A 1,951-nucleotide genomic window follows, 5' to 3' on the forward strand; every position below is an offset into this window, starting at 1 on the left:
ATATATTTAATTTCTAGAGTAGTAAATAATCATAAAAAATTTCGAACATGTTTTAACGATGAAGGAGTTTTAGGCTATTGGGAGGAAATGATACCGAGTTATACAATCTTTCATAAAGATGATAAGTCTTTTTCAAGTATATGGACGGATTATTCAAGTGATTTCCGCACTTTCTATAAAAATTATGAAGACGATATGAGATGCTATGCTAGTGTTCATGGTCTTTTCACGAAAGAAAATATTCCTCCTAATGTATTTCCGATTTCTAGCATACCTTGGACTAGTTTTACTGGATTTAATCTTAATATTAATAATGATGAAAATTTTCTATTGCCAATTATAACTTGTGGGAAATATTTTAACGAAGGAAATAAGGTTATGCTACCAGTTTCATTGCAAGTACATCATTCGGTTTGTGATGGATATGATGCGAGTCAATTTATAGAAGATTTACAGCAGTTAAGTAATACTTGCAATGAGTGGCTTAAGTAATATCTAATTTTTAATTATATAAAGTGAAACTTTAATCAGTGGGGGGGTCAGCCCTCACCAATCGGGATTTTACGGGCAATTGATCCCCCACCTAACTTCTTTGCTTTCGCTGAATTTTGAGGTGGGGGTCTTACTGCCCGGCAAATAGCGGAATAAAATTGAAAATGAATAAAAGAAGAGAACATGTTTATATTACATGGTCTCTTCTTTTATTCATTAATACTAAGTAATTGTGGAAAATATAGGGTGATTTGTAGTTTAATAGTAAAGAGAGTGATTAGTATTAATTTTCTTTGTTTTTAAAATTTTAAGTATGTAAATGTTTAACAGGGGGGGATAAAGTGAAATTCGTAAGCATTGAAAAAGATGAAATCTTAATTGGGGATATGGCAAAATTGTATTGTAAAGTATTTGAGAAAATAAATTTCAATGAAATAATCGAGCGAATGAATAGGCATATAGAATATACAGGTTTTAAAGGTATAGTAGCAATAAATGATGAAAATGAAGTAGTTGGTTTTACTTATGGTTATCGCTCAATGGAGGGACAGTACTATAATCAATTAATGAGAGAAGCGTTACATCTAGAGCAAGTAGACGAATGGTTGCAAGATTGTTTTGAATTTGTAGAGTTAGCAGTTCACCCACAATATCAAAATAAAGGTCTTGGAACGAAATTACATAATAAATTACTAGAAGGAGTTTCAAATAGAACGAGTGTTTTAACAACACAAATAAACAATGAAAAAGCACGTTCGTTATATGAAAGATTAGATTGGATAAATGTATTGGAGCCATTTCATCCAAGTAAAAATGACGTTCCATATGTAATAATGGGAAAAGCATTAAAAACAAAAGTGAATTGATAATTATGGCATTCACAAAAATTATTGGTTTGTAATAATGAAGGGGAAAACAACAATGATATCTATAGAAAAAGCTACAATTTTAGATGCTGAGAAATTAACAGAAATAATGAAAAGAACATTTGATGCAGAAGCAAAACAATGGCTATACGGCCAAGATGATGTCATTGATTATAACATTCAACCGCCAGGATATTCTTCAGTTGAAATGATGGAATATTCCATTGAAGAATTGGATTCTTTCAAAGTTGTAATGGATAAAGAAATAATCGGAGGGATAATAGTTACGATTTCTGGTAAGTCGTACGGTCGAATTGATCGTATTTTTGTAAATCCTGTTTATCAAGGAAAAGGCATTGGATCACATGTTATGAAATTAATAGAAAAGGAATATCCAAACATAAAGATTTGGGATCTCGAAACATCTAGTAGACAAATTAATAATCATCACTTTTATAAAAAGATGGGCTACCAAATGATTTTTGAATCGGAAGATGAGTATTGTTACGTGAAAAGAATAAAAACAAGCTCAAATAAAGAGAGTGTAGTTACAAATAAAGATATGAAAAATAGTCAATACGAAAACTGTAATT

Annotated in this window: 3 protein-coding genes; all 3 read left to right on the forward strand. The window is 30.6% G+C overall.

What is annotated here, in order from left to right; translation table 11 throughout:
- Positions 1-492 (forward strand): CatA-like O-acetyltransferase (locus tag ACQGS6_RS27415; protein ID WP_426965953.1); only part of this gene is annotated, 492 nt, incomplete at its 5' end.
- A 341-nt stretch (positions 493-833) separates the two neighbouring features.
- On the forward strand, positions 834-1,358 hold the full coding sequence (locus ACQGS6_RS27420) for a GNAT family N-acetyltransferase (protein ID WP_000673965.1): 525 nt from the start codon (positions 834-836) through the stop codon (positions 1,356-1,358).
- 37 nt (positions 1,359-1,395) lie between these two features.
- A partial coding sequence (locus ACQGS6_RS27425) for a GNAT family N-acetyltransferase (RefSeq protein ID WP_426965954.1) occupies positions 1,396-1,951 on the forward strand: 556 nt, incomplete at its 3' end.

The sequence above is a fragment of the Bacillus sp. GMs2/2 genome, assembly GCF_050172095.1.
In the GTDB taxonomy this organism is placed as follows: Bacteria; Bacillota; Bacilli; order Bacillales; family Bacillaceae_G; genus Bacillus_A; species Bacillus_A cereus.